At 61.0% G+C, this 24067-nt stretch carries 23 protein-coding genes; 7 read left to right on the plus strand and 16 right to left on the minus strand.

The genetic code is table 11. The annotated features are described in order from the left end of the window. Positions 1–122 precede the first annotated feature (122 nt). Positions 123–1265: a tRNA 2-thiouridine(34) synthase MnmA gene (gene mnmA, locus DSM107133_RS10925; protein WP_114295492.1), complete on the plus strand. Its 1143-nt coding sequence runs from the start codon at positions 123–125 to the stop codon at positions 1263–1265. 18 nt (positions 1266–1283) lie between these two features. Here the strand turns inward: mnmA and lpxB are convergent, their stop codons facing one another. The 12 genes from lpxB to pyrH form a co-directional block, all read right to left on the minus strand. Next, positions 1284–2441, minus strand: a complete 1158-nt coding sequence (gene lpxB / locus DSM107133_RS10930) for a lipid-A-disaccharide synthase (protein WP_114295493.1) — start codon at positions 2439–2441, stop codon at positions 1284–1286. Next, a complete protein-coding gene (gene lpxI / locus DSM107133_RS10935) occupies positions 2441–3229 on the minus strand; it encodes a UDP-2,3-diacylglucosamine diphosphatase LpxI (RefSeq protein WP_114295494.1) in 789 nt (262 codons plus the stop codon). Before lpxI ends, lpxB begins: the two co-directional genes overlap by 1 nt. A 7-nt stretch (positions 3230–3236) precedes the next feature. Beyond that, on the minus strand, positions 3237–4019 hold the full coding sequence (lpxA, locus tag DSM107133_RS10940; protein WP_114295495.1) for an acyl-ACP--UDP-N-acetylglucosamine O-acyltransferase: 783 nt from the start codon (positions 4017–4019) through the stop codon (positions 3237–3239). Beyond that, positions 4016–4489, minus strand: coding sequence for a 3-hydroxyacyl-ACP dehydratase FabZ (gene fabZ, locus DSM107133_RS10945; protein WP_114295496.1), 474 nt, complete (start codon positions 4487–4489; stop codon positions 4016–4018). The genes lpxA and fabZ overlap by 4 nt, the downstream gene beginning before the upstream one ends. Before the next feature lie 79 nt (positions 4490–4568). After that, positions 4569–5129, minus strand: a complete 561-nt coding sequence (locus DSM107133_RS10950) for an OmpH family outer membrane protein (RefSeq protein ID WP_114295497.1) — start codon at positions 5127–5129, stop codon at positions 4569–4571. An 8-nt stretch (positions 5130–5137) separates the two neighbouring features. Further along, positions 5138–7495, minus strand: coding sequence for an outer membrane protein assembly factor BamA (bamA, locus tag DSM107133_RS10955; RefSeq protein WP_114295498.1), 2358 nt, complete (start codon positions 7493–7495; stop codon positions 5138–5140). A 349-nt stretch (positions 7496–7844) separates the two neighbouring features. Continuing rightward, complete coding sequence (rseP, locus tag DSM107133_RS10960; protein ID WP_114295499.1) at positions 7845–9194, minus strand: RIP metalloprotease RseP; 1350 nt, start codon at positions 9192–9194, stop codon at positions 7845–7847. A 4-nt stretch (positions 9195–9198) separates the two neighbouring features. Beyond that, the gene (gene dxr / locus DSM107133_RS10965; protein WP_114295500.1) at positions 9199–10377 is read right to left on the minus strand and encodes a 1-deoxy-D-xylulose-5-phosphate reductoisomerase; all 1179 of its coding nucleotides are present in this window, start codon (positions 10375–10377) and stop codon (positions 9199–9201) included. A gap of 6 nt (positions 10378–10383) precedes the next feature. Next, positions 10384–11178, minus strand: coding sequence for a phosphatidate cytidylyltransferase (locus tag DSM107133_RS10970; protein WP_114295501.1), 795 nt, complete (start codon positions 11176–11178; stop codon positions 10384–10386). Beyond that, positions 11175–11849, minus strand: coding sequence for a polyprenyl diphosphate synthase (gene uppS / locus DSM107133_RS10975; RefSeq protein ID WP_114295502.1), 675 nt, complete (start codon positions 11847–11849; stop codon positions 11175–11177). The genes DSM107133_RS10970 and uppS overlap by 4 nt, the downstream gene beginning before the upstream one ends. A gap of 125 nt (positions 11850–11974) precedes the next feature. After that, on the minus strand, positions 11975–12538 hold the full coding sequence (gene frr / locus DSM107133_RS10980) for a ribosome recycling factor (RefSeq protein ID WP_114295503.1): 564 nt from the start codon (positions 12536–12538) through the stop codon (positions 11975–11977). A 111-nt stretch (positions 12539–12649) separates the two neighbouring features. Then, the gene (pyrH, locus tag DSM107133_RS10985) at positions 12650–13387 is read right to left on the minus strand and encodes a UMP kinase (protein ID WP_114295504.1); all 738 of its coding nucleotides are present in this window, start codon (positions 13385–13387) and stop codon (positions 12650–12652) included. A 93-nt stretch (positions 13388–13480) separates the two neighbouring features. Between pyrH and miaA the strand changes: the two genes are divergently transcribed. The 5 genes from miaA (at position 13481) to DSM107133_RS11010 (ending at position 20327) form a co-directional block, all read left to right on the plus strand. Then, the gene (miaA, locus tag DSM107133_RS10990) at positions 13481–14371 is read left to right on the plus strand and encodes a tRNA (adenosine(37)-N6)-dimethylallyltransferase MiaA (protein ID WP_114295505.1); all 891 of its coding nucleotides are present in this window, start codon (positions 13481–13483) and stop codon (positions 14369–14371) included. 87 nt (positions 14372–14458) lie between these two features. Beyond that, complete coding sequence (locus DSM107133_RS10995; protein ID WP_114295506.1) at positions 14459–15259, plus strand: AraC family transcriptional regulator; 801 nt, start codon at positions 14459–14461, stop codon at positions 15257–15259. Between the two features lie 357 nt (positions 15260–15616). Continuing rightward, complete coding sequence (locus tag DSM107133_RS11000; protein ID WP_114295507.1) at positions 15617–16663, plus strand: ABC transporter permease; 1047 nt, start codon at positions 15617–15619, stop codon at positions 16661–16663. A 14-nt stretch (positions 16664–16677) separates the two neighbouring features. Further along, the gene (locus tag DSM107133_RS11005; RefSeq protein ID WP_205387911.1) at positions 16678–18147 is read left to right on the plus strand and encodes an ABC transporter permease; all 1470 of its coding nucleotides are present in this window, start codon (positions 16678–16680) and stop codon (positions 18145–18147) included. Positions 18148–18242: 95 nt separating this feature from the next. Then, the gene (locus tag DSM107133_RS11010; protein WP_114295508.1) at positions 18243–20327 is read left to right on the plus strand and encodes an ABC transporter ATP-binding protein; all 2085 of its coding nucleotides are present in this window, start codon (positions 18243–18245) and stop codon (positions 20325–20327) included. A gap of 53 nt (positions 20328–20380) precedes the next feature. On the opposite strand, the gene DSM107133_RS11015 is transcribed toward DSM107133_RS11010, so the two are convergent. Further along, complete coding sequence (locus DSM107133_RS11015; protein ID WP_114295509.1) at positions 20381–20887, minus strand: hypothetical protein; 507 nt, start codon at positions 20885–20887, stop codon at positions 20381–20383. Between the two features lie 169 nt (positions 20888–21056). Beyond that, the gene (locus DSM107133_RS11020) at positions 21057–21641 is read right to left on the minus strand and encodes a transglycosylase SLT domain-containing protein (protein WP_114295510.1); all 585 of its coding nucleotides are present in this window, start codon (positions 21639–21641) and stop codon (positions 21057–21059) included. 198 nt (positions 21642–21839) lie between these two features. Between DSM107133_RS11020 and DSM107133_RS11025 the strand changes: the two genes are divergently transcribed. After that, complete coding sequence (locus DSM107133_RS11025) at positions 21840–22343, plus strand: single-stranded DNA-binding protein (protein WP_114295511.1); 504 nt, start codon at positions 21840–21842, stop codon at positions 22341–22343. Between the two features lie 21 nt (positions 22344–22364). Here DSM107133_RS11025 and aroB read toward each other — a convergent pair whose 3' ends face one another. Both aroB and DSM107133_RS11035 read right to left on the minus strand, forming a co-directional pair. After that, positions 22365–23465 (minus strand): 3-dehydroquinate synthase, encoded by a 1101-nt coding sequence (aroB, locus tag DSM107133_RS11030; RefSeq protein ID WP_114295512.1) that lies wholly within the window; start codon positions 23463–23465, stop codon positions 22365–22367. Beyond that, positions 23458–24054: a shikimate kinase gene (locus DSM107133_RS11035; RefSeq protein ID WP_114295513.1), complete on the minus strand. Its 597-nt coding sequence runs from the start codon at positions 24052–24054 to the stop codon at positions 23458–23460. Before DSM107133_RS11035 ends, aroB begins: the two co-directional genes overlap by 8 nt. Positions 24055–24067 lie beyond the last annotated feature (13 nt).

Genomic DNA, 24067 nt, shown 5'->3' on the forward strand with positions numbered 1-24067 from the left:
ACTGTCTCGTGTTGCGCCTTTACAGGTCCAACTGCCCGTTTCGGTCTTAAGGTTCGGTGAAGCCGCCTCTTGAGAGTAATTAGGATTTTCCTATATATCGCCTGACACCCTCGGAGTTCGTCATGCCACTTGATACTGCACACCCGCTGAATTCGCTGGGTTTTGCCAAGCCGCCCGCAGAAACACGGGTCGTCGTTGCCATGTCCGGCGGCGTCGACAGTTCGGTCGTGGCCGCCCAGCTGGCCGAAGAAGGCTATGATGTGGTCGGCGTGACCCTGCAGTTGTATGACCACGGCGCGGCGCTGGCGAAAAAGGGCGCGTGCTGTGCCGGTCGGGACATTCACGATGCCCGCCGCGTGGCTGAGGAAATGGGCTTTCCCCATTATGTTCTGGACTATGAAAACGTGTTCAAAGACGCGGTGATCGACGAATTTGCCGACAGCTACCTTGGTGGCGCGACGCCTGTGCCCTGCATCCGCTGCAACGAACGGGTCAAGTTCAAGGACCTGCTGGAAACCGCCAAAGACCTTGAGGCCGATTGCATGGCCACCGGCCATTATATCCAGCGCAAGATGGGCGACGGCGGGGCCGAGCTGCATTGCGCTACGGATGCCGCGCGCGATCAAAGCTATTTCCTGTTCTCGACCACAGCACAGCAGCTGGATTACCTGCGCTTTCCGCTGGGCCACCTGCCGTCCAAGGATGCGACCCGCGCCTTGGCCGCGAAATACGGGCTGAGCGTGGCGGACAAGCCGGACAGTCAGGACATCTGTTTCGTGCCAAACGGCGATTATGCCAGCGTTATCCGCAAGTTGCGCCCCGAAGCCGCGGCACCGGGCGAGATTGTCGATATGAACGGCACCGTGCTGGGCACCCATGACGGGGTGATCAATTACACCATCGGTCAGCGTCGGGGGCTGGGCATCGGCGGGCTGGCCGATCCGCTGTATGTGGTCAAGCTGGACGCAGACACCGCGCGCGTTGTCGTCGGCCCCAAGGAAATGCTTGCCACCCGCACCGTTCCGGTGCGCGAGATCAACTGGCTGGGCGATGAACCGATGATGTCGCGCGACGCCTGGAAAATCGCCGTGCGCGTCCGCTCGACACGTCCGCCCACTGACGCGATCCTGCGTCCGATTTCCGCCACCGAAGCGACGGTAGAGCTGACCCTGCCCGAAGAGGGCGTCAGCCCCGGACAGGCCTGCGTGTTCTATGATCGCGACAGCAGCCGCATCTTTGGCGGCGGCTGGATTCACAAAGGATAATCGCGGGCCGTCCGACCGCTAAAGCCGCGCCAGTACGGCCTGTGCGGCGCGCAGGCCTGGGTCTTCGCCGTTCTTCCGGCCCAGCAGGTCCATCGTGGTGCGCATCGCGGCGCGCTGCGGTTCGGGATCTTGCAGCAAATCCAGCACGCCCTGGGCAATCAGGTCAGACCGGCATTGCGCGCCGATGAACTCGGGCACGGTGCGGGTTTCCGATACGATATTGATCAAATTGGTCGTATCTATCTGCATCATCCGCTGCACGATGCGGCGGCTGAGCCAGTTCATGTCATAGATGCTGACCATCGGCGTATCTGCCGCTGCAAGCTCCAGCGCCACGGTGCCAGAGGCCGCAAGCGCCGCATCGGCAGCCGCAAAAGCGACCCGTTTGGCATTGGCGGCCGTTTCCACATCCAGCCCGCGCGGATCCAGAACCTTGGGCACCAGCGGCCAGTCTGCGACAGCGGCGATCACCATCTCGGCCACGGGGGCCGCTGCGGGCACAACGACGCGCAAGCCCGGATGCGCGGCCAGCACGGGGGCCAAGGCGGCCCCCAGACGCGGCGCCAGACGCGACACCTCGCCCTTGCGCGATCCGGGCAAGACCAGCAGCAGCGGGTCGGCGGTCTCCATCCCGTATTGCACGCGGAACTGGGCCACGTCCTGCGGCGATGGCTGCGGTTCGGAGACCACAGGGTGACCGACGAAATCGCAGTCCATGCCTGCGGCCTGCATATAGGGCGGCTCGAACGGGAACAGGGCCAGAACGTGGTCGATGACCTCGGCCATATGGTCCGCGCGCTTGGGACGCCATGCCCAGACGGTCGGGGCGACGTAATGCACGGTGCGAATGGTGCTGGACGCCTTGACCAGCCGCGCGACGCGCAGGCAGAAATCCGGGCTGTCGATCGTGATCATCACATCCGGTGCCGTATCCACAACCGCCTGTGCGGTCTGGGCGATGCGGCGTTTCAGGTGGCGGTACTTGGGCAGCACCTCCATGATCCCCATGATGCTGAGCTCGGACATGTCAAAGCGGCTGGCCAGACCCTGTGCCTGCATCTCGGCGCCGCCGACGCCGTCAAAGGTGACATCCGGCACCAGCGCCTTCAGCCCCGCCATCAGCGCGCCGCCCAGTTTGTCACCTGACGGCTCGCCCGCGATGATGAACACCCGCATCACTCGCCCGTCCGCGCCCACAGGACCAGCCCATGCCGGTCGGCCAGTTCGGCGCACTTCGCGCGTTCCAGCACCAGCACATCACCTGCGTCAATAACCACGCCGACAAAGCCTGCGGCGGCGCAGGCTGTGATCGTATCGGGGCCGATGGTGGGCAGATCGATGCGCCGTTCCTGCCCCGGCTTCGGAGCTTTAAACAGGATGGCGCGGTCTTTGGGCTTGCCTGCCATCCGCGCGATCAGCGCGTCGGTGCCTGCGGCATCCTCCATGCCGATCACCACGCCATTCGCCACGACACAGGCCTGCCCGATGTCGCGCGCACCCTCGCGGGCAATGTGGGCCGCGCCGGCCGCGGCATCGCGGCGCATCTGCGCGTCGGGCCATGCGTCACCATAAACGCCCGCAGTGGCCAGCAGCGCGGGCACCAGGTCTTCGACCCCGCGCACGGCAAAGCCGGTCTTTTCAAAAATATCCAACACAATGCGCAGCGCGCCGTCATCGCCCTGCGCCAACGCCTGTTGGAACAGCGGCACCAGCGGCGCGGTTTCGGCGTCAAGTGCGCCCGGGTCCAGTTCGGGCCGCGCAATGCCACCGACAAAGCAAACATCGGTCACACCGCGCGCGCCAAGGTCGACCAATAGCGACCCAAGCGTTTCCAGACGAAAGGTCAGATCAGGCACCAGACCGTCAGGCGGATTGCCCGCAAGCATACAAACCAACGGCAGCTGTGGCTGCGCATCAGCCACAACTTTGGGCATCTGCCCCGTTCCCACGATCAACGCCAGCATTGCAGACTCACTTTGGTGTCAGGAAAGACCGGTCGGTGTCACCGAGAATGAAATCGACGATCTGTTTGACATAATCGCTGTCGGTCTCGGCCCCCAACCGCTCGGCGCGGTCGTGGAACGTGCCCTCGCCCTGAGCCAGCATCTGGAACGCGGCGCGCAGTGCTGTGATGTCGGCACGTTTCACACCACGACGTTTCAGCCCGACCAGGTTCAGCCCGTCCAGATCGCCGCGCGGGGCCTGGACCAGACCGTAGGGAATCACATCATTGGTCACCATGGTGACCGCCCCGATGATCGCGCCCTGCCCGATGCGGACGAACTGGTGGATGCCTGACAGGCCGCCGATGATCACGTCATCCTCAAGCACACAGTGCCCTGCCACGGCGGCGTTGTTGACCACGATCACGCGGTTGCCGACCTGCGCGTCATGCGCAATGTGACAGCCCGCCATGAACAGCCCGTCATCGCCCACACGGGTCACACCGCCGCCACCTTCGGTGCCACCGTTCATTGTGACGTGCTCGCGGATACGGTTGCGCTTGCCGATCTCGAGCGCCGAGGTTTCGCCCTTGAATTTCAGATCCTGCGGTATCTCACCGATCACGGCAAAGGAAAAGATCACGGTACCTTCGCCCACCGTGGTGCGCCCGGTGACGACCACATGGCTTTTCAGCTCGACATCAGGACCAAGCACGACCTCGGACCCGATCAGGCAGAACGGACCAACCGTGGCGCTGGGGTCGATCTGTGCGCCGTCTTCGACGACCGCAGAGGGGTGGATGCCACTCATGCCACCACATCCTTGGGCAGGTCCATCATCGCGGTGAACGACGCCTCGCAGGCCATCTCGCCCTCGACTTCGGCCACGCCCGAGAATTTCCAGACCTTGCCGCCCGGCTTGCCACGCACGGTTTGCATTTTCAGCTCAAGCACGTCACCGGGGATGACCATGCGACGGAACTTGCAGCCGTCAATGGCCATGAAATAAACCAGCATGTCGCGGTCGGCCATGTTCAGCGCGGTGCCCACCATCACGGCAGCCGTCTGCGCCATCGCCTCGACAATGGTCACGCCCGGCATGATCGGTTTGCCCGGAAAATGCCCCTGAAAATGCGGCTCGTTCATGGTCACGTTCTTGATGCCGCGCGCGGTCTGATAGCCGTCGATGTCCACCACCTTGTCCACCAGCAAAAACGGATAGCGGTGCGGCAGGATGCGCTGGATCAGGTGGATGTCGGCTGTCAGAAGCTCGGTTGTCATAAGCTGTTCTTTCTGTGGTGTTTCAGTCTCTTAGCCTAGCAAGCCGCTGGCAGCCGGGCAAGGTTTCGGCGCTGTCGTGCTAGTCGGTTCCATCGCCCAGTGCGGCGTTGATCCGCGCAATGGCCTCGTCGGTGATGTCAATCGCGTTGGTGCTTAGAAAGACGCTGCGCCGTTCCAGAATCAAAGCAGCCCCTGCATCACGCATCAGCGTCTCCAATACGGGTGCAGCCGCATTCAAGAACGCGATCTGCTCTTTTTCCAGCTGCTGCGACAACTCGCGACCTTTTGCTTCTTGGGCGCGGCGGGTGCTTTGGACCTTTTCGTCGAAGGAATCTGCCAGTGGCCGAAACTCTTCGGGCGTCAATGTCGCGCGTTTGTCGGTCAGATCCTGCTCTTCTTCCGTCAGCTCTGCCTCGATTTTGCGGTTTTCAGCAGCCAAAGCAGCGCCGCGTTCGTCGATTTCCTTGGCAACACGCAGGCCAAAAGCGCTTTGGGAATACAGCCGGTCCGTGTCAACGGTCAGGATCGGGCTTTGCACGACGCTGCGTTGGGTCGGGGCAGCCTGCTCTTGGGCGGCAGCAAAAGACCCTGCCAGCACAACGGCCAGCAGGGTCGAAAAGATGCGCGCTAAACGTCGCATCACGATCCTCAGAAGGTGGTCGAAAGGGTCAAATCGAAGCTTTGATCGCGGTCAAAGGCTTCTTTCTTGATCGCGTCGGTAAAGTTGAACCGAAGCGGACCAATCGGCGTGTCCCACAGAATAGAAAAGCCGAGGACGTGACGGAAGGAGCCGCTTTCGCCAACAACAGTGCCGCCGGCAAGGTTAACGTCGCTCAGATCCCACAGGTTGCCCACGTCATAGAACACCGCGCCGCGAATACCGTATTCTTCCGGCAGACCCAGTGGGAATTCCGCCTCGAAACGGGCTGTCAGATACAGGTTGCCGCCAAGAGAGTTGTCAAAGCCATTGCTTTGATCGCGCGGACCAATGCCGCCCGCCTCAAAACCGCGCATCAGGCTTGGACCCAGAACAAAGCGGTCCACCTTGCGGTTGGTGCCCCCCAGCCAGCTGAGCGCGCCGCCTTCCAGCGTTGCGGTCAGCGTGACCTCGTCGTTCAGGATCGTCTTTTGGCCGACAATCTTGGCTGTGGTGCGAATGTACTCACTGTCGCCACCAAGACCGGCAAAGTCCTGACCGAACTCCAGCAGCACGCCTGCCGTCGGGTCCAGACCCGAGCGACGGGTGTCATAGGAATAGGTGTACCCGATTGACGACCGGAACTGTTCGCCTGCGGCAATGTCACCGGTGATAACCGCACCGCTTTCGTTCGTATCGCGCGCAAGCACATCAATGGCTTCTGCGGTATAGCGCACCTGCAAACGGCCGTTTTCGCTGAGCGGGAAGGCAAGGCTGGGCTGGAAGATGATCTGTTCTGTGTCAAACGAATTGGCGTCGCTGTTGGTTGTGCCGTATTGCAGCTTGAACCCGAACGCCAGATCGCGGCCCAGCAACGCAGGCTCGCCAAAGGTAATACCATAGGTTTCGGCCTCTTCTGCGGTCGAAAAGTCCAGCTTCAGCGACTGCCCCCGGCCCACAAAGTTGCGTTCGACAAAGGACACGGCCAAACCAAAGCCGTTATCAGACGAAAAGGTCCCGCCAAAGCTCAGCGAGCCTGTTGGCTTTTCAACCACATCCACGTCAACGATCACCTGCTCGGGGCTGGACCCCTCGCGGGCGTTCACTTCGGCGTTTTCAAAATAGTCCAGCGCACGAATGCGTTCCGCGCTTTCACGGATCTCACGCGGGTTGAACGGGTCGCCCTCTGCGACAGGGAACTGGCGGCGCAAGACGCGGTCCAGCGTGGTCGTGTTGCCTTCGATGTCGATCCGTTCGACAAACACGCGCGGGCCACGGCTGATGACAAACTCGACATCCAGCGTCTGATCGCGGTCGTTGCGGGTGATGCGCGGTTCGACCCGCATAAAATCAACCGTGTTGCGGATTGCCAGCGCTTCCATGCGCGAGATTTCCTGTTCGACCAGCGCAGGTGAATAGACAACGCCGGGACGGATTTTTGTCACGGCCTGATATTCGTCTGCATCCACGCCCGGCATTTCGCTGACCGTGGTCACCTGACCAAACTTGAACTGCTGGCCTTCCTGAACGTTGAACACCAGGAAATATCCGTCGCGCTCTTTGGTCAGCTCGGCGTTGACCGAGTTTACGCGAAAATCGACATAGCCGCGCGACAGGTAGAAATCGCGCAGCATCTGTTTGTCGAACTCGATGCGGTCGGCCACAAAGGTGTCGGCACGGATCAACGCCCGGAAAAGGCCCGCTTGTTTGGTGCCCAGTACGCGGCGCAAACGGCGGTCGGAAAAGACGCGGTTGCCCACAAAGCTCAGGCGCTCGACCTCGACAACATCGCCCTCAAAGATTTCAAACACCAGATCGACACGGTTGTCGCGACGCTTGATTACGCGGGGTGTGACCCGTGCGGCCAGACGGCCCTCGTTGGAATAGGCCTCGGAGATGGCAGCGGCGTCTTTTTCGGCAAGGCCGGGACTGAACACCCGGCGCTCGGACGAGCTGACCAGAGCGGTCAATGCGTCATCCTTGATCCGCCGGTTTCCTTCGAAACTGATGCGGTTGATGGTCGGCAGCTCGACCACGGTAATGCGTAGCGTGTTGCCCTGCGGCGCAATTGCAACGCTTTCAAACAGCCCGCTGGACTGAAGCCGCTGATAGGCATCGTTCAATTGCCCCGCAGACAGCGTTTGCCCGCGTGCGATTCCGGCCTGGCTGAGGATGGCCGACTGGCCGATCCGCGCATTGCCTTCAATCACGACGCGGTCGAAACGATAGGTCTGCGCCTGTGCCTCGGTTGCGTAAAATGTATAACCTGTTGCAGTAACAGCTAAAAATCCGAAGGCTTGCAAAAACCCTGCTGCGATGTACCCGCGACCTTGTCGCTTGGCTTCACCGCCCTCAATCCCCAGTCTCATGGTTTTGACCCATTCTTTTAGACACCCATTAGTCTTCTGAGTACTCAAGAAGACCCGTCTTGTCAAAACGACAAAGCCCGCCTTGAAGGGCGGGCTGTTACAGGTTGTAATGAAGTGGCGCGGAATTCACCCCGCGAAGTAGGCCCCGACCCACAAAGCGGCTGCAATCGTGACCAGATACAACGCACGATCGCCATTCAGAAGCACCAAAAGGCTCAAGCCCTTGTAACCATTTTGAAGTGTTTGCATGACACATGTCCCCTTTTATCGGAACTGACATATTCAAGCATTACGGCGATAGTTTGTCAAAATATGGCAAAAACAAGGCAATCGACCCGCCCGCAAAATATCAAGGGCAAAACACGTCGTTCCCAAGGGCAAAAACCATCAGCGTCAACACCAATGTCACCCCGATCCCCATCAGAATGCGCAAGGCACCATCACTGGGCGGGCGTTTCATCACGGCCTCATAGGCATAAAACACCAGATGCCCGCCGTCCAGGGCCGGGATCGGGAACAGGTTCAACAGCCCCACCGCCGTGCTGAGCACAGCAATAAACCACACAAAGGACTGGACCCCCTGACTGGCCATCACGCTTGAGGTCTGGGCAATGCCAATCGGGCCAGACAGGTTACATGTACTGATGGCGCCGGTAATGATGTGACCCAACCCCGACAACGAACCAGCCACAATATTCCAGGTCTGTGTCGCTCCGCGTGACACGGCCTGCCCGACACCCAGCGGCCTGGTGGCCAGATCAAAGGCCATGCCGCCCTGAATGCCAATCCGCCACTCGGTCGCGTAACCACCGTCTGCCTGCGGTTCGTCCACGCGTTTGGCGTTCAGGGTCTTGTCCAAAATCGTACCGTCGCGCCAGACCTTCAGCGCCACAGGCGCCCCGTCCGAGCTTTCGACGACAGTTTTCAACTGGTCAAAGGCCACGATGGGCGTGCCGTTGACGCCGACGATCACATCGCCCACCTCAAGATCCGCCGCGACCGCCGCACTGCGCGGGCTAAGCCCCACGATCAGAGGCGGGAAAATATACGGGCCGCGCACATCCTGTTCGGCCCCGTCACGCGCTACGCGGTAATCCAGCACTTCGGCCTTGGGAAGGTCCTCGAGAAAACGGACATAGGCCTCATCCTTAAGCCCGGGCACCGTTTGCCCTGCGATCTGCACAATGGTATCACCCGATTGCAATTCGTTCACCGGCGCAGGCAGCGCACGCAATTGGCCCACGGTCAGCGTATCGCGCGGCACGCCTGAACTTAAGAATATCGCGCTAAAGACCAGAATCGAAAAGATAAAGTTAAACACAGGTCCGGCCGCAACGGTCGCCGATCGTGCCCACAACGGGGCGCCGTGCATGGTGCGCCGCAACGCGGCCGCATCGGTGGCAGCCTCTTGCATCGCGTCCTCATCCTTGCCCGAAGTCGCATTCGCATCGCCCGCAAACTTCACATAACCGCCAAAAGGCAACGCTGCGATCTGCCACTGGGTGCCACGCCTGTCGGTGCGTTTGTAGATCACCGGACCAAAGCCCAGCGAGAAAACATCGGCATGAATGCCCGACCAGCGCCCGACGATATAGTGGCCGTATTCATGGATCGTCACAATCACGCTCAGCGCCACGACAAAGGCAACGATGGTCCAAAGCAGGCCACCGGCCTGTGGAAGCAATCCAATAATGTCCAAAACTCTACCCTGCTCTTTTTTCAATTATGTCGCGCGCGGCCTTGCGTGCCACATGGTCAGCGGCGGCGACGTTATCAAGTGTCATGGCGGCATCAATGTGACCGCCCGCTGCGTCAAGCCGGGTCAGAACCTGTTCGACGACCTCGGCCATGGCGGTGAAATTCAGCTGTCCTGCGATGAACCCGTCCAATGCGGTTTCCTTGGCGGCATTGAACACCGCCCCCGCCAGCCCGCCGCGCGCCATCACCTCGCGCGCCAGCCGCAAGGCGGGCCAGCGGGCGGTGTCGGGGGCACGGAAGGTCAGGCTGCCGATAGCGGCCAGATCCAGACGTTCCACGGGCAGCGCACGCCGTTCGGGCCAATGCAGCGCATAGCCGATGGCATGGCGCATGTCCGGCGGGCCGACATGGGCCATCAGCGCCCCGTCGTGAAAACCCACCAGCGCGTGAATCATCGATTCAGGATGCACCAGCACTTCGATCTTGTCAGGCGAAACACCAAAATACTCTCGTGTTTCAATAACTTCCAACGCCTTGTTAAACATGGATGCGGAATCAATTGTAATCCGCTGGCCCATGTCCCAATTGGGATGGCTCGACGCCTGCGCCAGCGTCGCATTGGGCAGATCGGCCAGCGGCCAGTCACGGAATGCCCCGCCCGAGGCGGTGATAACCACCCGTTCGACGGCTGCCATATCCTCGCCGACCAGCGCCTGAAACACGGCGGAATGTTCGCTGTCCACCGGCAACAGCCGTGCATTGTGCTTGGCCGCTGTCTCAAGGATCAATGCCCCCGCGCAGACCAGCGATTCCTTGTTGGCCAAGGCAAGCGTCGCACCCTGTTCCAGCGCTGCCATGCCGGGGGCCAGCCCCGCCGCCCCGACAATCGCGGACATCACCCAGTCGGCAGGCCATGCCGCCGCTTCGGACAGGGCCGTCTGCCCCGCCGTGGCGACAATCCCCGACCCGTTCAAGGCGGCACGCAGATCCTCCAGACGGTTTTCATCTGCGGTCACGGCCACCTGCGCGCCAAGTGCGCGCGCGTCTGCCGCCAGTTGCGCGATATTGCCCGCGCCGGTCAGCGCGACCACCTCGTAGGCGTCCAGATCCCGTTTGATCAGATCAATGGTGTTCTGCCCGATAGACCCTGTGGCCCCCAGAATGCTGATCCGCCTGCGCGTCATGTCAGATCAGACCAGTCCGGGCGGAAAGCCGATGATCTGCCCCACGATCAGCAGAAACACCGAGGCCCCCATCATCCCATCGAACCGGTCCAGAACGCCGCCGTGTCCGGGGATCAGGGTACTGCTGTCCTTGACGCCCGTGTGCCGTTTGATCGCGCTTTCCGCGATGTCACCCATTTGCGAGGCCATTGAAAGAGCGATGGAAATACCAATCAAGCCGCTTGTCGCGCCGGTCAGAGCGATGGTGATCCAGCCAACGATTGCGGCCGCGACCCAGCCTGCAGCGGTGCCCGACCAAGTTTTCTTCGGGCTGACACGCGGCCAGAATTTCGGCCCGCCAATCAGACGGCCTGCGAAATAGCCACCCACATCGGTCACAACCACAACCACAACCAGCCACAGCATCCAGCCAAAGCCCAGATCGCCACGCACCGACATGATGCCAAAGCCCGCAAGCTGCACCATGACCGCGTAAGACATGAATATGGTGCGGTGCTGCGACATCAGCCCAAAGCCCACCATCATCGGCGCCAGCAGGATCGGCAGCGCCCAGCCCGCAGGCAGATAGGCCGAGACCAGCAGCGCCGCCCCCGACAACAGCCCCAATTGCAGCGCCTGCGCTGGCGCTTGCGGCGCAAGCATACGCACCAGTTCCCACACGCACAGCCCGCAGATCACGGCAACCATCGCATTGAAGGGATGCCCGCCAATGGCCACGCCCGCCAGACCAACAACCACCATCACCGCAGCCGAGGCCATGCGCACGGCCAGATCAGACCATTTCGTATCGCTCGTGCTCATGTCTTTACCCCCCCGAAACGCCGGTCACGCCCGCCGTATGACGCGCACAGCCTGGCGAACTCTTCTTTGGTAAAGTCCGGCCACAGCGTGTCGATAAATTCATACTCGGCATAGGCCGACTGCCACAGCAAAAAGTTTGAAATCCGCGCCTCGCCCGATGTGCGGATCACCAGATCGGGATCGGGCAACACACAGGTGTCGAGATATTTCGGCAGAGTCTCTTCGTCGACGTCTTCGGGGTCCAGCTTGCCTGCGGCCACATCGCGGGCCAGACGCTGGGTGGCGCGGGCCACCTCGTCGCGGCCGCCATAGTTCAGCGCGATGGTCAGGTGCACGGCGGTGTTGTTCTCGGTCAGCACTTCCAGCTCGTCCATCAGCTTGACCAGCTTGGCATCCAGCCGCACCCGATCGCCGATAAACCGCACCCGTGCGCCGAACTCGTCCAGGGCGCGGGCTTCGCGGCTGATGTACATACGAAACAGGCTCATCAGCCCCGCCACTTCCACCTGCGTGCGCCGCCAGTTCTCGGTCGAGAAGGCAAAGATCGTCAGATATTCGACCCCAACGTCAGGACAGCTTTCCACCACCTCGCGGACACGTTTGGCACCGGCGCGATGGCCAAACAAGCGCGGGCGACCGCGCTGGGTGGCCCAACGCCCGTTGCCGTCCATAATGATGGCAACGTGACGTGGTCCATGTGGAGAGGAATCAGCGATGGCGAGGCTCCTTGGGCATCAATGCGTGTCCGTGGCTGCCGTCAGGGCAGCAACAGGCCCTGACGTATAAGGCAAATCAATCAAACCTGCATGATCTCTGCCTGCTTGTTTTCAAGCGCGTCGTCGATCATCTTGATATAGGTGTTGGTCAGATCCTGCACTTCGCCTTCCCAGATTTTCTGGTCGTCTTCGGACAGGCCGTCGGCCTTGGCCTTCTTGATCTGGTCCATGCCGTCACGGCGCAGGTTGCGAATGCTGACACGGGCGTGTTCGGCGTATTGACCAGCGACTTTGGACAGTTCGCGGCGGCGCTCTTCGTTCAGCTCGGGGATCGGCAGCATGATGATGGTGCCGTTCAGCTGCGGGTTGATGCCCAGACCGCTTTCGCGAATGGCCTTTTCCACGGCATTCACCATGGATTTATCCCACACGTTGATCGTCACCATACGCGGTTCGGGCACGTTGACGGTGCCGACCTGGTTGATCGGGGTGCGCTGGCCATAGGCTTCGACCATCACGGGTTCAAGCATCGACGCCGACCCGCGGCCGGTGCGCAGAGAGGCAAATTCGGTCTTCAACGCTGAAATGGCGCCATCCATGCGCCGCGTCAGATCGTCGGTATCCAGCATAAAGTCTTCGGACATGAGGTTTTCCCCTTATTGGTCGCGCGCCCCTTCCCCGGGCGTGGTGCGGGTATAGATCAACCCACCGCCCAAAGGCCAGCAGGGTTTCACTTTGGACGTGCGTGCGGTGGCTTAGCCCTGAACGCGTGTATAGGTGCCCTTGCCGGCCAGAATGCCCTTGAACCCTCCCGGTTCGTCCAGCGAAAACACGATGATCGGCAAGTTGTTGTCGCGTGCCAAGGCGATGGCTGACGCATCCATTACCCCCAGACGCTTTTGCAGCACGTCGTCATAGCTGACGATGTCATAGCGTTTTGCATCGGCGTGTTTGACAGGGTCCTTGTCATAAACGCCATCAACCTTGGTGCCCTTGAAGATCGCCTCGCAGGACATTTCGTTGGCGCGCAGGGTCGCGGCGGTGTCGGTGGTGAAATAGGGATTGCCCGTTCCGGCAGCAAAGATGCAGACCCGCTTTTTCTCAAGGTGGCGCACGGCGCGGCGGCGGATATAGGGTTCAGCCACTTCGTTCATTGTGATCGCGGAAATCACCCGCGTGTGAATGCCCAGCCCCTCAAGGGCGGATTGCATGGCCAGCGCGTTCATCACCGTGGCGAGCATCCCCATATAGTCCGCCGTGGTCCGCTCCATCCCTTGCGCCGACCCTTGCAGCCCGCGAAAGATGTTGCCGCCGCCGATAACCATACATATCTCGACGCCCAGTTCGTGCACCGACTGCACCTCGCGGGCGATGCGTTCAACGGTGGGCGGATGCAGGCCAAAGCCCTGATCCCCCATCAGCGCCTCGCCCGATATTTTCAGCATCACACGTTTGAAAGTGACGTCCGAGGCAGATTGTATCGCGTCGCTCATTGGATTCTCCGGGTTTTGGGCAGTTTTGTTTGGGCGCAAACTGTCCTAAAACCCCGCTCAGTTCAATGCACAGCACGAAGGTATCGGCAAGAAATGGACGCTTTGGGCCCCCTTGATCTGTCGGCTGTCGATCCCGACCGCCCCGTGCTGATCGCGGGGCCGACTGCTTCGGGCAAATCCGGACTGGCGCTGGCCATTGCCGAGGCACAGGGTGGTGTGATCGTGAATGCAGATGCCAGCCAGATATACGACTGCTGGCAAGTGGTCACCGCACGCCCCGATGCGGCCGATCTGGCCCGTGCGCCACATCTGCTTTACGGGCATGTGGCCTTTGACCAGAGCTATTCCGCCGGTCACTGGCTGCGCGAGGTCGCACCGCTGCTGTCGGGGCCACAGCGGCCGATCATCGTGGGCGGCACGGGGCTGTATTTCACGGCGCTGACCAAGGGGCTGGCCGAAATTCCCGCCACACCCGACGCAGTGCGCACATCAGGCGATGCGATTCCCCTGCCCGAGCTGTTGGCCGCGCTTGATCCCGAAACCACGGCGCGGATCGACACCAACAACCGCGCGCGGGTGCAACGCGCATGGGAGGTGCAACAGGCCACGGGCCGGGGTCTGGCCGCTTGGCACGATGACACGCCGCCCCCGCTGCTGCCTGACGGGGCCGCCACCTGCATCGCGCTGAGCAGCCCGCCAGACTGGCTGAACGCGCGCATTGCCCGGCGGTTCGACATGATGCTGGCAGGCGGCGCGCTGGACGAAATCGCCGCCATGGGCACCCGTTATGACCCCGCCCTGCCCAGTTGCCGCGCGATCGGCGTGCCCGAACTGATGGCCCATGCGCGCGGCGATATCACGCTGGAGGCCGCCCGCGACGCCGCGGTGATTGCCACGCGCCAATACGCCAAGCGCCAGCGGACCTGGCAACGCTCGAAAATGGCCCGCTGGCAGTGGGTTGATCCATCGACAGACGTGTTCTGATTTCATTTCCGCCATATTTCTGCCGTATATCTGGGGATGAACGCCAATATTATTGCGATTTTAAAACAATGCCCTATAGATAGGGCCATGACCCTAGGCGCCATCCGCATCAGCACAATCACCCCTGCCGGGGGCGCACATGACTGGCGCTGGACGCTGGCGCACGACGTGCCTGACCACCTGCTGATCTGGACCACACGCGGACAGGGTCGTTTGCTGCTGCACGGCACCCGGCGTGGTGTCGGTGCGCACAATGCAATCTTTGTACCCGCGGGCGATTTGTTTGCGCTTGATCTCAGCCGTCAAAGCATCGGACTGATTGCCACCATTCCCGTGGGCACCGAAGTGCGCCTGCCCCAGACCCCGCGCCAGTTGCGCCTGCGTGACTCCGGCCCGATTTCCGAACTGACCGCACTGCTGGACGCAGCCCAACGCGAGGCGGCGGCACAGCGCAGCCTGACACAGGATGCACTGGACGGATATATGGCGCTGGTCTCGGTCTGGCTGCGACGCCAGATGGCCCTGGACGACCACCTGCCGAAGAAGCCGAATGGTGCGGCGCGCCTGTCTGCGCGGTTCTGCGAGCGGGTTGCGCGGCATCATGCCAACGGCATGTCCGTCGCAGAACATGCCGAAGAACTGGGCGTAACCGGCACCCATCTTGCCCGCGCCTGCAAGGCTGCAACCGGTCACACGGCTGCCGAGTTGCTGGGCCAGCGTATCCTGCACGCGGCCCGCTGCGCCCTGGTCGACACCACCGTGCCGATGCAGGATATCGCCCGCCACCTTGGCTTTGGCAGTGCGGCCTATTTCACCCGCTACATCCAGACACAGACGGGCAAAACACCCAGCCAGTTGCGCAAATCCGCCACTTTGCGCAGCGCCTGACGGACAGCCGACCACCGCGCAGCGCCAGAAAACGTGAACCGAAATGTCGGTTTTTGCGCGGAAATACGTCGCATTCGAAACATCCCGAGCGAAACCATTTGTTGACGTCTCGCTCTGTATATTGCCTGATAGAGCAACAGAATTGCAACGCGCCCGCTGCGCACCACGTCAAGCGCAAGACTGACCGTCGGTTCGAAACCGATATGCCGTCAGGGCCACGAAACAGGGAAGCTATCGCGCCGCCCATCCGGCGCACCCGGTCGCAAGGACCACTTCAACATCAAAACGGCCAAGCCAAAAGGCAGGTCAATTTCACCAGCGGGTTCTTCCCGTATCAGCCTACCAACAGGGGCATACATGGGACTATTTATACTCAGACGTCTGGGCGTGATGATCGTCACGGCCTTGTGCCTGACCTTTATCGTGTTCTTTCTGACCAATCTTTACCCGAACCTGGAAAAACTGGCCAAGACCCAAGGCAACTTTCGCATGTCGGACGAAGCCGTGGCCAGCTATCTGGGCAAACGCGGGTATCTGGACCCGATGCCGGTCAAATTCGGCCGATGGCTGGGCGTTGTCCCCGGCTGGGTGACCGAAGCGCCCGATGGCACGGTGACGGGCCGCTGTTTCGGCCCCGACACCCCGCCCGAAGACCGCGCCACCTATTGCGGCGTGTTGCAGGGCAATTGGGGGCAATCGACAGTGTTCAAGGACGATGTCGGCGGTATCGTCCGTGAACGGCTGGGCCTGACGGGCAAGTTGATGGGATTTGTGCTGCTGGTCATGGTGCCCTCTTCCCTGCTGATCGGGGTGCTTGCGGGGATGCGCGAAGGGTCACCGCTGGACCGGACGCTGTCGACCTTCTCGATCGCCACCACGGCCACGCCGGAATATGTGTCGGGGGTGATCTTCATTGCGGTGTTTTCTTCCTCTGCCTTTGGCCTCAAGTGGTTCAAGGGCTCGGCCACCTCGGCCATGGAAAACGCAACCTTCGAGAATTTCACCCTGCCGGTGCTGACCATCGCGCTGTATGGGATGGGCTATATCGCCCGCATGACGCGCGCGTCGATGACCGAGGTGATGACCGCGCAATACATTCGCACCGCACGGCTCAAAGGTGTCAGCTTTCGCAACATCGTCCTCAAACACGCCCTGCGCAACGCGCTGATCGCGCCGTTTACCGTGATCATGCTGCAAATCCCGTGGCTGCTGAACGGCGTTGTGATTGTCGAAACCCTGTTCAATTACAAAGGCTTTGGCTGGGTTCTGGTGCAGGCGGCAGGCAACAACGACATCGAGCTGCTGTTGGCGGTCTCGGTTGTGTCGGTGATCGTAGTGCTCTTGACGCAGCTGATCTCGGACATCGGCTATGTCATCCTCAACCCGCGCATCCGCATTTCATAAGGGAGGTCTGACTCATGGAACCATTGACATGGACAGGCGCCCTGAGCGGTCTGAACGTTGTTTTCTATCTTTCCATCGTTGCGCTTGCGGTTTCGATTTTGGCCAGCATCGCCGTGTCGATGTTCGCGCGCGACACAGGGCCGCTGGGCGTCAACTCTGACGGCACACTGATGGCCCCGACCGGACTGGTCGGGCTGAGTGCAAAGGCCCTGCGCTACAGCTTTTTCGCATTGGTGGCGCTGGTGCTGGTCTATGTGGTCGGCGGCGTCGTATTGGGCACGCGTGCGGGAATCATCGGCGGGCTGTCACGCAACATGCTGCCCGTGTGGATCGCATTGATCGTGCTGTTTGTGGTGTCGATCACCTTCAAACGCAAGCTGGGGCTGTATGGTAAGCTGTTCGACAGCACCATCGGCATGATTGGCTTTGGGCTGGTCATGTTCTGGGTGTTCACCGGCATCATGGGCGGCGCGTTCGACATGCTGATCACCCATGATCCGCTGAGCCAGTTTTCGGGCATGAAGAACAAACTGCCCGGCACCCCCCTGCGCGGCGCCGAGGCAGACGATTACCAATGGTTCCTGCTGGGCGGTGACAATCTGGCGCGCGATGTGTTCTCGCGGCTGGTCAAAGGCGCGTGGATCGTCGTCAAGATCGCGCCGATGGCAACGCTGTTCGCCTTCATGGTGGGCATCACGCTTGGCCTGCCTGCGGGCTATTACAGCGGACGGCTGGACACCTTCCTGTCGTTTCTGGCCAACCTGATCCTGGCCTTTCCGGTGATCCTGCTGTTTTATCTGCTGGTCACGCCGGAGATCGTCGAAACCGGCATTCCCAATTACATGGCTGCGGTGCTGTTCTTCTTTCCCATCGTGTTCTGCGCGGTGCTGCTGAACGCGCGCTATTACACGCAACCTTCGGTCCGCACCCCGCTGCTGATCGTGGTGCTGGGAGGATTGCTGTGGGCCTATCTGTCGCTGATTTCAAACAACGGGGCGATTGTGGCCAATGACAGCTACCGCATTCCGGGCCTGCCTGCGATGCTGGACTGGATCGACATGGACGGCGGGCTGCTGACCGTGTTTGTGGCGGTGGTCTTTGTCAACGCGCCCACGGTGTTCCGTATTGTGCGGGGCCTGGCGCTGGACATCAAGACGCGCGATTATGTGGCCGCTGCGCAGACCCGTGGCGAGGGTCCGTGGTACATCATGCTGTGGGAAATCCTGCCCAACGCGCGCGGGCCGCTGATTGTCGATTTCTGCCTGCGCATTGGCTACACCACTATCCTGCTGGGCACGCTTGGCTTCTTTGGTCTGGGGCTGGAGAGCGAAAGCCCTGACTGGGGGACCACCATCAACTCGGGCCGGCGGCTGTTGTCGCTGTATCCGCATGCGGCGATGGTGCCGGCCTTTGCGCTGATGACGCTGGTGCTGGGGCTGAACCTGTTGGCGGATGGTCTGCGCGAGGAATCCTTGCGCGACTGACAAGGGGGCGCGTTCGGGGGCGCTGCCCCCGGACCCCCGGGATATTTAGTGCCAAAAGAAGCCCAAGAGAGGCGCTGCGGCAAGGGAGAACGACAATGGTCAAAGACGCATATGACGGCCCCATTCTGGAGATCGACAAACTGTCGATTTCGTTTTTCACACGGCTGCGGGAAATCCCTGCGGTGATGGATTTTTCGGTCAGCGTGCAACCGGGCGAGGCCGTGGGGCTGGTGGGCGAAAGCGGTTGTGGCAAGTCGACGGTGGCGCTGGGGGTGATGCAGGATCTGGGCGTGAACGGGCGCGTTGTCGGCGGGTCGATCAAGTTCAAGGGGCGCGATCTGGGGGCGATGACGCAGGACGAACTGCGCGCGATCCGCGGCTCGGAAATCGCAATGATCTATCAGGAGCCGATGGCCTCGCTGAACCCGGCGATGAAGATCGGCAAACAGCTGATGGAAGTGCCGATGATCCATGCCGATATGTGTGAGGCAGATGCCTATGCCCGCGCCTTGCAAGTGGTGACGGATGTAAAGCTGCCCGATCCCAAGCGGATTCTGGACGCCTATCCGCACCAGCTGTCGGGCGGGCAACAGCAGCGCATCGTCATTGCCATGGCGCTGATGTCCGAACCTTCGCTGCTGATCCTGGACGAACCGACCACGGCGCTGGACGTCACGGTCGAGGCTGCCGTGGTAGAACTGGTCAAGGATCTGGGCAAGAAATACGGCACCTCGATGCTGTTCATCAGCCACAATCTTGGGCTGGTTCTGGAAACCTGCGACCGCATCTGCGTGATGTATTCGGGCGAGGCGGTCGAACGCGGCAGTATCGAAGATGTCTTTGACGAGATGCAGCACCCCTATACGCAGGCTTTGTTCCGCTCGATCCCACTGCCCGGCGCGGACAAGAACGCGCGCCCCCTGATCGCCATTCCCGGCAACTTTCCCCTGCCCCACGAGCGGCCACGGGGCTGCAACTTTGGCCCGCGCTGCGACTATTTCGAGGCGGGCCGCTGCGATCAGGGTGACATCCAGATGTTCCCCGTGCCCGGTGACGACGTGCACAACACCCGCTGTCTGCGCTTTCAGGAGATTGACTGGCAGGCCCCGCTGGCACTGGCCGAGGTCAAGCAGAAAGGCGAGATCGGTGATGTGGTTCTGAGGATGGACAACCTCAAGAAATACTACGAAGTGGCCGCCAATGCCCTGTTTGGCGGCGGCGCCACCAAAGTGGTCAAGGCCAATGAGACGCTGAGCTTTGAGGCACGCGAATCCGAGACATTGGCGATTGTGGGCGAAAGCGGTTGTGGCAAGTCGACCTTTGCCAAGGTGCTGATGGGGCTGGAGACCGCGACCGAGGGCACGATTACCCTGGGGAACCGCGAAATACAGGACATTCCGATTGAAAAGCGCGACACGCAAACGGTGGCTGACGTGCAGATGGTGTTTCAGAACCCGTTCGACACGCTGAACCCGTCGATGACCGTGGGCCGCCAGATCATCCGCGCGCTGGAGATTTTCAAGATCGGCAAGAACGAAGCCGAGCGGCGCCAGCGGATGCTGGAACTGCTGGATCTGGTGAAACTGCCGCGTGAATTTGCAGGCCGGATGCCGCGACAACTGTCGGGCGGGCAAAAGCAACGGGTCGGCATTGCCCGCGCCTTTGCCGGTGATGCGCGGATCGTGGTGGCGGATGAGCCCGTCTCGGCACTGGATGTGTCGGTGCAGGCGGCGGTGACCGATCTGCTGATGGAAATCCAGCGCGAACATAAGACCACATTGCTGTTCATCAGCCACGATCTGAGCATCGTGCGCTATCTGTCAGACCGTGTGATGGTGATGTATCTGGGCCATGTGGTTGAACTGGGCACCACCGATCAGGTGTTTGCCCCCCCCTATCACCCTTATACCGAAGCGCTTCTGTCAGCGGTGCCGATTGCCGACACCAAGGTGCGCAAGAAACACATCGTGCTGGAAGGTGACATTCCGTCGGCAATGAACCCGCCGCCGGGCTGTCCGTTCCAGACGCGCTGTCGCTGGAAAAGCCAGGTGCCGGGCAATCTGTGCGAAACCGAGGTGCCCCCGCTGCGCGATATGGCAACGGGACATCAGGTGAAATGCCATCTGAGCGCAGAGAAATTTGCCGAAATGGAGCCGGTGATCGAGATCGCTGCCGAATAGGGGACATCAGGGCCACGGCCCACGCCGCGCCCCTGATAGACAGATACAGCCGGTTACTTGGAACTGTCCGAGCGCAGCGTATCGGGGATGTTATTGACGACGTCGTCAACCAAGGCTGCAATCATCGCCTGATAAAAATCCGCGCGGTCGGGGGCGACATAAATCACGCCATCATGGGGCATGTCGGCCGTCTTGGCCATAATATGCACCGGAACCGTGTCTTCATTGATCTCGGCATTGGCGTCTGTGTAGTTGATCGTCGCGACCAGTTCGTTGAACTCGGCGCTGTCTGGCAGCACGGAATCGCCATCCAGCAACACGCCTTTGATCTCAACTTTGATGGCAGGATCACCCGCGTCACCGGTCAGTTCGATACGCTCGGCGATCATGCGCATCACGTCCTCTTCGATCTGGGGATAATATTGCATCGCGTTGGCGTCGACGTGCTCATTAAGATCCGCATTGACGGTCACTTCGGAAATGGGAGATGCGGCGAAAGCTCCCAACGGCAACACTGCGATGGCCGTGGCAGCGGCCAGCTTTGCAAAAGTCGTTTTCATTGTCTTGCTCCTTCGGTGGCCGTGATGGCCCGCGATATGCATGACAACTTGGCTTAGGGTGTCGTTGTTCCTTCGGCCATGGCCAAGCCGGGACCGAGGGCGCGACAAACAGGCGGAAACCCGCCCGAAAATCTGAATCCAATAGGTATTTCTTCAAATCAGCCTGAAATCAGCTGCCCCAGATAACCTTGACGTAATTCTGGGTTTCTTTGTAGGGCGGCACGCCTTTGTGGCGTTTCACGGCCTCGGGGCCCGCGTTATAGGCCGCCAGCGCCAGACGCCAGCTGCCGAACGTGCGGTACTGCTGGCTGAGATAGCGCGCGCCACCTTCCAGATTTTCGTGCGGATCGCTGGGATCGACGCGCAAACGGCGTGCTGTGGCGGGCATCAGCTGTGCCAGCCCCAGGGCTCCCTTGTGCGATTTGGCACGCGGATTCCAGCCGGATTCCTGCTGGATCAGCCGCAGGAACAAATCTTCGGGCACGCCATGTCGACGCGCGGCTTCGCGCGCGGCGACCAGATAAACACCTTTGTACTTGCCGCTATAGGCCGGGTTCACGTCCCATTTGGTTGGTGTGTTCACCTTGGGTGGCTGCAATTTGACCGAGGCCGTGTATTGCTGCGACGCGCGCGAATCCAACACTTTCAACTGCGATCCGAACAGCTTGCTGCGACTGCGCGACGAAAATACGTCGGCATGGGCTGCCCCTGCCATGGTCGCACCGATCACCAGCGCTGAAATCATTGCGCGCATAACTTTCCGCCCCCGAGATACCGAGCCCGCACGGCTCTGATTTTACCCATTACGACACTATACAAAAATCGACGCTTTGGGCCACCCCTTTGGTTCGGATAACCATTAGCCTTGTGTTTACCATGTTCCGACCAATCTGTAGGTTGTCACGACCGTTCGGGAATCGCCCGCGCGGGTACGAATGAGTGAGAGGACAACATGGCTGGCTCAGTTAATAAAGTGATCCTAATCGGCAATCTGGGCCGCGATCCCGAAGTGCGCAGTTTCCAGAATGGCGGCAAGGTGTGCAACCTGCGCATCGCCACCTCAGAAACATGGAAAGACCGTAACACCGGCGAACGCAAAGAGCGCACCGAATGGCATTCGGTTGCAATCTTCAGCGAAGGTCTGGTGCGCGTGGCCGAGCAGTACCTGAAAAAGGGCTCGAAAGTGTATATCGAAGGCCAGTTGCAGACCCGCAAATGGCAGGACCAGTCCGGTCAGGACCGCTATTCGACCGAGGTCGTTCTGCAAGGGTTCGGCAGCACGCTGACCATGCTGGATGGTCCCGGCGGCGGCGGTGGCGGCGGTGGGAACTATGGCGGCGGTGGCGGCTCCAGCTATGACAGCGGCCCGTCGGATGATCGTTATGGTGGGCCGTCGTCGGGTGGTGGCAATGCGCCGACGCCTTCGCGTGATCTGGACGACGAAATCCCGTTCTAAGCTTTTGGTTCTGCGCGCCGCTCAGCCGTCGCGCAGAACCTCCAGAACCGTCTGCGCCGGAACATCCGACGTGACAAAGGCATCACCGATGCCGCGCGCCAGCACAAAGCGCAGCTGGCCATCCACCACCTTCTTGTCCTGCCCCATCAGCGCGAGCAACGCTTGTGGCCCCGGCAATGCGCCGTCGATGTCGGCCAGATTGGTCTTCATGCCCATGTCGCGCAGATGCGCGCGGACGCGACTTGGATCTTCCTGACTGCACAGGCCCAGGCGCGCCGACAGTTCAAAAGCCATCGCACAGCCCACCGCAACACCTTCGCCGTGCAGCAGGCGGCTGGAATAACCCGTGGCAGATTCCAGTGCGTGGCCAAAGGTATGGCCAAGATTCAGGAGGGCACGGTCGCCCTGTTCGGTTTCGTCGCGCACGACGATGTCGGCTTTCATCTGCACCGAGCGGCGCACCGCCTCGATGCGCGCGCGCACGTCACCTGCGGCCAATGCCGGCCCCTGCCCTTCAAGCCACTCAAAAAATGCAGCATCGCCCAGCAAGCCGTATTTCACGACCTCGCCGTAGCCAGACAGAAAATCGCGCGGTTGCAGCGTGCCCAACAGGTCAACATCGGCCAGCACCAGGCTGGGCTGGTGGAACGCGCCGATCAGGTTCTTGCCATGCCGGGAGTTAATTCCCGTCTTGCCGCCCACCGAACTGTCGACCTGTGCCAGCAGCGACGTGGGCATTTGCACAAAGCGCACCCCGCGCCGCAGGATCGCGGCGGCAAAGCCGACCAGATCGCCAATCACGCCGCCCCCCAGGGCCACGACGATATCGCCGCGCTCGACCTTTTGATCCAGCAGCCAGTCAACGCAACTCATCAGATGTGGCCAGCTTTTGGTGGCTTCGCCCGCAGGCAGGGACATGGCAGCGCAGTCGATGCCATGGCCGCGCAGCCCGTCCTGCAAGGCCCCAAGGTGCAGCCCCGCCACGGTTTCGTCCGAAATCACCACAACCCGCGCGCGTTTCAGCAAAGGTGCGATATGGGTGCCTGCGTCGCCCAGCAGTCCGGTGCCGATCAACACGTCATAGGCGCGCCCCGGCAAGTCGACATGTACAGTTTCAAGCATCCAGTTTCTCCAGAACATCAGGCCGCGTCAACAGCGCCGCAATCACCCGTTCCGCCATCTCTTCAATGCTGTACGAGGGTTTGGAGGGCACATGAAGATCGGCCAGTTTGTAGATCGGCACGCGCGCTTCATACAGTTCGGTCAGCCTGCCCTTGGGGTCAGCACTGCGCAGCAACGGGCGCGTGTCCTTGTAACGGACACGATGCCACAACAGCGAAAGGTCAGCGTTCAGCCACACTGATACGCCGCGTTGTGAAATGTTCTGGCGGTTTTCAGCGCTCAGGAACGCGCCGCCACCGGTCGACAGAATCCCGTGGGAATTGTCCAGCAGGCGCGAGATCACTTGCGTTTCCTTGACCCGAAAGAACGGCTCGCCGTCGCGTTCAAAGATTTCGGGAACGGTCATGTTTGCCGCGGTTTCGATTTCGTGATCGCTGTCGATAAAGGGCACGCCCAGTTTTGCCGCCAGCACCTTGCCCACTGCGGTTTTTCCTGCGCCCATCATTCCGACCATGACAACGGTCTTGTGCAGTGCAAATTGCACAGAATCTGACGAACTGTCTGACGTTGATTGCTGAATTTCGCTCATATTCCGTTGAATG

The sequence above is a fragment of the Pseudosulfitobacter sp. DSM 107133 genome, from assembly GCF_022788695.1.
Lineage (GTDB): Bacteria > Pseudomonadota > Alphaproteobacteria > Rhodobacterales > Rhodobacteraceae > Pseudosulfitobacter.

What these genes read in the sequence shown, in the direction of transcription:
- mnmA (WP_114295492.1), top strand. Translation starts at nt 123, where the DNA reads ATGCCACTTGATACTGCACACCCGCTGAATTCGCTGGGTTTTGCCAAG.
- lpxB (WP_114295493.1), bottom strand. Translation starts at nt 2,441, where the DNA reads ATGCGGGTGTTCATCATCGCGGGCGAGCCGTCAGGTGACAAACTGGGC.
- lpxI (WP_114295494.1), bottom strand. Translation starts at nt 3,229, where the DNA reads ATGCTGGCGTTGATCGTGGGAACGGGGCAGATGCCCAAAGTTGTGGCT.
- lpxA (WP_114295495.1), bottom strand. Translation starts at nt 4,019, where the DNA reads ATGAGTGGCATCCACCCCTCTGCGGTCGTCGAAGACGGCGCACAGATC.
- fabZ (WP_114295496.1), bottom strand. Translation starts at nt 4,489, where the DNA reads ATGACAACCGAGCTTCTGACAGCCGACATCCACCTGATCCAGCGCATC.
- DSM107133_RS10950 (WP_114295497.1), bottom strand. Translation starts at nt 5,129, where the DNA reads ATGCGACGTTTAGCGCGCATCTTTTCGACCCTGCTGGCCGTTGTGCTG.
- bamA (WP_114295498.1), bottom strand. Translation starts at nt 7,495, where the DNA reads ATGAGACTGGGGATTGAGGGCGGTGAAGCCAAGCGACAAGGTCGCGGG.
- dxr (WP_114295500.1), bottom strand. Translation starts at nt 10,377, where the DNA reads ATGACGCGCAGGCGGATCAGCATTCTGGGGGCCACAGGGTCTATCGGG.
- DSM107133_RS10970 (WP_114295501.1), bottom strand. Translation starts at nt 11,178, where the DNA reads ATGAGCACGAGCGATACGAAATGGTCTGATCTGGCCGTGCGCATGGCC.
- uppS (WP_114295502.1), bottom strand. Translation starts at nt 11,849, where the DNA reads ATGGACGGCAACGGGCGTTGGGCCACCCAGCGCGGTCGCCCGCGCTTG.
- frr (WP_114295503.1), bottom strand. Translation starts at nt 12,538, where the DNA reads ATGTCCGAAGACTTTATGCTGGATACCGACGATCTGACGCGGCGCATG.
- pyrH (WP_114295504.1), bottom strand. Translation starts at nt 13,387, where the DNA reads ATGAGCGACGCGATACAATCTGCCTCGGACGTCACTTTCAAACGTGTG.
- miaA (WP_114295505.1), top strand. Translation starts at nt 13,481, where the DNA reads ATGGACGCTTTGGGCCCCCTTGATCTGTCGGCTGTCGATCCCGACCGC.
- DSM107133_RS10995 (WP_114295506.1), top strand. Translation starts at nt 14,459, where the DNA reads ATGACCCTAGGCGCCATCCGCATCAGCACAATCACCCCTGCCGGGGGC.
- DSM107133_RS11000 (WP_114295507.1), top strand. Translation starts at nt 15,617, where the DNA reads ATGGGACTATTTATACTCAGACGTCTGGGCGTGATGATCGTCACGGCC.
- DSM107133_RS11005 (WP_205387911.1), top strand. Translation starts at nt 16,678, where the DNA reads ATGGAACCATTGACATGGACAGGCGCCCTGAGCGGTCTGAACGTTGTT.
- DSM107133_RS11010 (WP_114295508.1), top strand. Translation starts at nt 18,243, where the DNA reads ATGGTCAAAGACGCATATGACGGCCCCATTCTGGAGATCGACAAACTG.
- DSM107133_RS11015 (WP_114295509.1), bottom strand. Translation starts at nt 20,887, where the DNA reads ATGAAAACGACTTTTGCAAAGCTGGCCGCTGCCACGGCCATCGCAGTG.
- DSM107133_RS11020 (WP_114295510.1), bottom strand. Translation starts at nt 21,641, where the DNA reads ATGCGCGCAATGATTTCAGCGCTGGTGATCGGTGCGACCATGGCAGGG.
- DSM107133_RS11025 (WP_114295511.1), top strand. Translation starts at nt 21,840, where the DNA reads ATGGCTGGCTCAGTTAATAAAGTGATCCTAATCGGCAATCTGGGCCGC.
- aroB (WP_114295512.1), bottom strand. Translation starts at nt 23,465, where the DNA reads ATGCTTGAAACTGTACATGTCGACTTGCCGGGGCGCGCCTATGACGTG.
- DSM107133_RS11035 (WP_114295513.1), bottom strand. Translation starts at nt 24,054, where the DNA reads ATGAGCGAAATTCAGCAATCAACGTCAGACAGTTCGTCAGATTCTGTG.